Genomic DNA, 5,009 nt, shown 5'->3' with positions numbered 1-5,009 from the left:
GCAACGGGGTGCTGCGGGGGGTGCCGGGCCGCCGCCCGTCGGTTTCGAGACTAGACACTCGCGGGCCCTGGCGGCAGTGCGCGGGGCCCTTCGTGTGACCGGTCGCCCCCGCGGCGCGCCGCGGCGCGACGTCCGTTGGCCTGCCCGTGTGCGCCGGCCGCCGTCCCCGTGTGCGGCGGCCACCCTGCCGGTGTGCGGCGGGGCCCGTCCCGTGCCCTGCCGGTGTGCGGCGGGGCCCGTCCCGTGCCCCGCCCCGACGATGCCCGACGGCTGTCTCAGTGGTGTCCCGCGGTCGTCTCGGAGGTGTCCCGCGGGCGCCGCCTCAGCGGTGTTCGACCGGCAGGACGGGTTCTCCCCGGGAGAGCTGCATCGCGGACATGGGAAGCCGTGCGAGGGAGTCCTGGTGGCGTTCGCGTGCGGCTTCCAGCGGCTCCCTGCCGACGACGGTGCCGTTCTCGACGAGTGAGACCTGGAGCTGGTGGCCGGCGAGCTCGTCGGGCACGGGGCCGCTGCCGACGACCTCGGCCTCGGCCACGCCGTCGGCGTCCAGCGGCCTGGCGGCCCACTTGGCGCCGCCGAGGGAGGTCTTGCCGCCGAGGGAGCGTTTGGCGACGGGCCGCAGCGGGGCCGCGGGGTCGTCGGTGTCGGCGCGGGCGACCAGCTTGTAGACCATGGAGGCCGTGGGGTGGCCGCTGCCGGTCACGAGCTGGGTGCCGACGCCGTAGGCGTCGACGGGCGCGGCGGCCAGGGAGGCGATGGCGTACTCGTCGAGGTCGCTGGTGACGACGATCTTCGTCTTGGTGGCGCCGAGCTCGTCGAGCTGCTGGCGTACGCGGTGGGCGACGAGCAGCAGGTCGCCGGAGTCGATGCGGACGGCGCCGAGCTCGGGGCCCGCCACGTCGACGGCGGTGCGGACGGCTTCGGCGACGTCGTAGGTGTCGACGAGCAGCGTGGTGCCGCTGCCGAGGGAGTCGACCTGGGCGCGGAAGGCGTCGCGTTCGGTGTCGTGCAGGAGGGTGAAGGCGTGGGCGCTGGTACCGACGGTGGGGATGCCGTAGCGGAAGCCGGCGGCGAGGTCGGAGGTGGTGTCGAAGCCGCCGACGTAGGCGGAGCGGGAGGCGGCGACGGCGCCGAGTTCGTGGGTGCGGCGGGCGCCCATCTCGATCAGGGGGCGACCGCCGGCGGCGACGGCCATGCGGGAGGCCGCGGCGGCGACGGCGGAGTCGTGGTTGAGGATGGAGAGGATCACGGTCTCCAGCAGGACGCACTCGGCGAAGGTGCCTTCGACGCGCAGCAGCGGTGAGCCGGGGAAGTAGGTCTCGCCCTCGGGGTAGCCGAGGATGTCGCCGCGGAAGCGGTAGCCGGCGAGCCACTCCAGGGTGGGCTCGTCGACGACGTGGGTCTCGCCGAGGAAGCGGAGCATCTGGTCGTCGAAGCGGAAGTTCTCGACGGCGTCGAGGACGCGTCCGGTGCCGGCGACGACCCCGTAGCGGCGGCCTTCGGGCAGCCGGCGGGTGAAGACCTCGAAGACGGAGCGGCGCTCGGCGGTGCCGCCCCGCAGCGCCGCCTGCAGCATCGTCAGCTCGTACTGGTCGGTGAAGAGCGCCGTCGAGGGGACGGACACCGGCAGGCCTGTCTCCATCCGCCGGGCGTGTTCCTGCCGGTTCTCGTGCGGGGGCTGTCCCTGGGGGGAATCCAGCACTGCTGCTCACCTCGTGTGTTCGGGTAGGTCGCTGCGAGCGTACCCCGGATCTCGTCAGGCTGACGATATACGGTCGTCGTGGCCGCCGTTTGGGCGCCTGTGGGTGCCGGGTGGCAGCATGGGACCTGTGAGTGTCGCCACCCCGATGGAGATCGAGCGCCCGGAGACCAGCGAGGAGCCCGTGGTGGTTCCTGAGCCGGATGTGCCCTGGGTGACCGTCGTGCACAACGACCCGGTCAATCTCATGAGCTATGTGACCTACGTGTTCCAGGCGTACTTCGGCTATTCGAAGGAGAAGGCGAAGAAACTGATGCTCGACGTCCACCACAAGGGGCGTGCCATCGTCTCCAGCGGCACCCGCGAGGAGATGGAGCGCGACGTGCAGGCCATGCACAGCTACGGGCTGTGGGCGACGCTCACCCAGGACCGCTGATGGCGGGCCAGTTCGAGTCGGCCGAGGCCGGCGGCGCGGCCATCGCGCTGGACGAGGTGGAGATCTCGATCCTGCGGAGCCTGACGGTGCAGCTGCTGGAGCTGATCGGCCCCGGCACCGAGCCGGCCGAGCCGCCGAGGTCGGAGACGCCGCCGGGGGAGGGCGTCAGGGGCGACAGCCTGGAGGAGGAACTGGCGGGCATCGAGGCCGTCTCCTGGCCGTCGTTCGCCGACGGGCCCAGTGAGCCGCCCGCCGATCCGGTGCTGGCGCGGCTCTTCCCCGACGCCTACGGCCCAGGTCCTGGCCCCGGGCCTTCCCCCGAGGCGGATCCTGGCAGTGACGAGGCCGCGCGGGCCCGGCACGACCGGGCCGCCTCGGCGGAGTTCCGCCGCTACACGGAGAACGACCTGCGGGCGCGCAAGCGGGAGGACGGGCTGGCCGTCGTCCGGTCGCTGGACGCGCTGACGCCGGGCGACCGCGGCGCCGTGCTGACGCTCGGGCCCGAGGAGTCCCGGCGGTGGCTGGGCACGCTCAACGACCTGCGGCTGGCGCTCGGCACCCGCCTGGAGGTGTCCGACGACAGCGACGACGAGCTGTACTCGCTGCCCGACTCCGACGAGCGGAAGCCGTTGGTGATGGCGTACCTGTGGCTCGGCAGCCTCCAGGAGACACTGGTCGAGACGCTGATGCCCTGAGGGCTGTCTCTCCCGTTTTTCCCCGGCCGTCTCCCACCGCGGCCCGAGCTCTCGGAGCGCCCTGTTCGTCCCGGTTCACCCCGCCGCACTGTTCGTTAAATGGCGAGTAAAGACCGGTTAACGAACGGATCACGGCGGGGCTTTTTCCGGGTGCGATGTCCGTCTCTGCCCCTTCTATCTGTGGTCTGTACCACTCGTCGTGGACAGTCCGCCGTGGTACACCTGCACGATCCGCTGTCTTGCGGGCACCACCCCTGCCCGCGCAGTGGCGCACACGCCGGCCGATCGCCGGCACGCACAACTCCATCCGGGGGGATCGGAACCCGATCCGGACAGGCCGGGTCGGTATGGAGAAAGGCGCACCACATGACCTCCGAGCAGGTCGCGGACGGCAGGGGAGAACCCGGTTCCGCAAGCACGGGCGGTAGCGGCGAGGGAGCCGGGCCTTCCGACGAGGGCTACCAGCGAGGGCTGGGAAGTCGCCAGGTCCAGATGATCGCCATCGGCGGTGCCATCGGTGTCGGCCTGTTCATGGGGGCCGGTGCGAACATCGCCAAGGCGGGACCCAGCATCATCCTGATGTACGCCCTGGCGGGCGTCGTCATCTTCTTCATCATGCGGGCGCTGGGCGAGCTGCTGATGTACCGGCCCGTATCCGGCAGCTTCGCGGAGTACGCCCGAGAGTTCCTCGGGCCGTTCTTCGGCTTCGTGACGGGCTGGACGTACTGGCTGCTGTGGGTCGTGACCGGCATGGCCGAGCTGACCGCGGCGGCGATCTACATCCACTACTGGTTCCCGGACATTCCGCAGTGGGTCAGCGCGCTGGTCTTCCTGGTGGTGCTGTTCGGGGTGAACCTGATCTCGGTGAAGGTCTTCGGCGAGGTCGAGTTCTGGTTCTCGATGATCAAGGTCACCGCGATCATCGGCATGATCGTGATCGGTCTCGGCGTGCTCACCCTGGGCTTCTCCCAGGCCGGTGACACCGCCGCCGTCAGCAACCTGTGGGCCCACGACGGCTTCTTCCCGACCGGCATCGGCTCCAGCCTGATGACGCTCCAGGGCGTGATGTTCGCCTACATCGCGGTCGAGCTGGTCGGTATCACGGCGGGCGAGAGCCAGGACCCCAAGACGACGCTGCCCAAGGCGATCAACACGCTGCCGTGGCGCATCATCATCTTCTACGTCGGGTCGCTGGTCGTGATCCTCTCCGTGGTCAAGTGGACCGAGTTCTCCGACGGCGTGAGCCCCTTCGTGGCGGCCTTCGGCAAGATCGGCATTCCGCTCGGCGCCGGCATCGTCAACTTCGTCGTGCTGACCGCCGCGCTCTCCTCCTGCAACTCCGGCATGTACTCCACCGGCCGCATGCTGCGCGACCTGGCGGAGAACCGGGAGGCGCCGACGTACTTCGGCAAGCTGAACGCGCGGCACTCCCCGGCGGCGGGCATCACCGTCTCCGTGCTGCTGATGGGCATCGGTGTGGTGCTCAACTACGTGGTGCCGGAGAAGGCGTTCGCCTACGTCACCTCCGTCGCCACCGCGTGCGGTATCTGGACGTGGATGATGATCCTCATCAGCCACCTGCTCTACCGGCGCGCGGTCGTCGCGGGGCGGCTGCCGAAATCCAGCTTCCCCGCCCCGGGCGGCAGCGTCTTCAGCTGGGTCGCGCTGCTCTTCCTCACCATGGTGCTGGTGATCGTCGCGCTCGACTCGACGGCGCGGATCTCGCTGTACGTCGGTGCGGGATGGGCCGTGGTGCTGGGCGCCTACTGGCTGCTGCACGCCCGCCACACCGCGCACGCGCACCGCACCTCGCGGAGCATGGAAGCGGCACCGGTGATCGCCGACGCGGCCCCGGGCGCCGGCAAGCTCGCACCGGAGGCCGCCACCGGCCAGGACTGAGGCAGGGGCCCGCCCGCCCGCAGGCCGGGCGCGCCGCGCCGCACAGCGCCCAGGGGCCGGGCCGTACCGCACACCGGTACGGCCCGGTCCCCTGGCGTGCGGGGCGGCCCCTGGCGTGCGGGGCGGCCCCTGGTATGCGGGGCGGCCTCTGGCATACGGGGCGGCCCTGGGCATGCGGGCGGCCCCGGCCGCGCGGTGACGGCCCCGGTCATGCGGCCCGGCCCCTGGCGTGCGGGGCGGCCCTGGGCATGCGAGCGGCCCCGGCCATGCGGCCCGGCCC

General features: G+C 71.5%; 4 protein-coding genes. 3 read left to right on the top strand and 1 reads right to left on the bottom strand.

Translation table 11 applies throughout. The annotated features are described in order from the left end of the window. Positions 1 to 322 precede the first annotated feature (322 nt). Complete coding sequence (locus AB8Z75_RS30795; protein WP_369207755.1) at positions 323 to 1,642, bottom strand: nicotinate phosphoribosyltransferase; 1,320 nt, start codon at positions 1,640 to 1,642, stop codon at positions 323 to 325. Positions 1,643 to 1,820: 178 nt separating this feature from the next. Here AB8Z75_RS30795 and clpS point away from each other — a divergent pair, with 178 nt between their 5' ends. The 3 genes from clpS to AB8Z75_RS30780 all read left to right on the top strand — a co-directional run bounded on the left by clpS (position 1,821) and on the right by AB8Z75_RS30780 (position 4,729). Further along, positions 1,821 to 2,135 (top strand): ATP-dependent Clp protease adapter ClpS, encoded by a 315-nt coding sequence (gene clpS, locus AB8Z75_RS30790; protein WP_369207751.1) that lies wholly within the window; start codon positions 1,821 to 1,823, stop codon positions 2,133 to 2,135. Then, a complete protein-coding gene (locus tag AB8Z75_RS30785; protein ID WP_369207749.1) occupies positions 2,135 to 2,830 on the top strand; it encodes a DUF2017 domain-containing protein in 696 nt (231 codons plus the stop codon). Before clpS ends, AB8Z75_RS30785 begins: the two co-directional genes overlap by 1 nt. 492 nt (positions 2,831 to 3,322) lie before the next feature. Beyond that, positions 3,323 to 4,729: an amino acid permease gene (locus AB8Z75_RS30780; protein ID WP_369207753.1), complete on the top strand. Its 1,407-nt coding sequence runs from the start codon at positions 3,323 to 3,325 to the stop codon at positions 4,727 to 4,729. Positions 4,730 to 5,009: the final 280 nt, after the last annotated feature.

This window comes from Streptomyces sp. PU-14G (assembly GCF_041028275.1).
In the GTDB taxonomy this organism is placed as follows: Bacteria; Actinomycetota; Actinomycetes; order Streptomycetales; family Streptomycetaceae; genus Streptomyces.
Note: the sequence above shows the minus strand (reverse complement) of the source record. Positions and strands in the feature narration are given on the sequence as shown.

Coding starts and splice junctions, on each gene's coding strand:
- AB8Z75_RS30795 (WP_369207755.1), bottom strand. CDS start 1,642: ATGGAGACAGGCCTGCCGGTGTCCGTCCCCTCGACGGCGCTCTTCACC.
- clpS (WP_369207751.1), top strand. CDS start 1,821: ATGGGACCTGTGAGTGTCGCCACCCCGATGGAGATCGAGCGCCCGGAG.
- AB8Z75_RS30785 (WP_369207749.1), top strand. CDS start 2,135: ATGGCGGGCCAGTTCGAGTCGGCCGAGGCCGGCGGCGCGGCCATCGCG.
- AB8Z75_RS30780 (WP_369207753.1), top strand. CDS start 3,323: ATGATCGCCATCGGCGGTGCCATCGGTGTCGGCCTGTTCATGGGGGCC.